The organism is Cytobacillus oceanisediminis 2691 (genome assembly GCF_007678455.1).
In the GTDB taxonomy this organism is placed as follows: Bacteria; Bacillota; Bacilli; order Bacillales; family Cytobacillaceae; genus Mesobacillus; species Mesobacillus oceanisediminis_A.
The window spans coordinates 1-277 of sequence record NZ_VEEP01000206.1; the positions used below are offsets into that span (position 1 = coordinate 1).

Here is a 277-nt window from a genome sequence, read left to right on the forward strand (position 1 = left end):
GAGTGATTTAGGTGGGTTATAGGGAAGAAGAATAGGAAGAAGAAGAGATGGTAGGAGTGGAAGTGTTGGGATGATTAAAGAGTTTGTTTGTAGGTTTTGTTGATGTGGATTGTTTTTGGGAAATGTTTTCCGGTAAAGATGATTGGGAAAGATTTGGGAAAATGAAACGAGAAGGGGGTGAGGAGTTGAAAGAATTGCGGATAATAGGAGTAGCGGGATCAGGGGAGGTGGAAATGGGGGGAATAGTTGAATAAACAATGGGGGGATTAGAGGATGA

The 277-nt window shown here is 41.9% G+C and carries 1 protein-coding gene; it reads left to right on the forward strand.

All coding sequences use genetic code 11. The features are described from left to right. Positions 1–83 precede the first annotated feature (83 nt). Positions 84–254, forward strand: coding sequence for a hypothetical protein (locus FS736_RS24665; protein WP_186326928.1), 171 nt, complete (start codon positions 84–86; stop codon positions 252–254). The last annotated feature ends 23 nt before the right edge of the window (positions 255–277 follow it).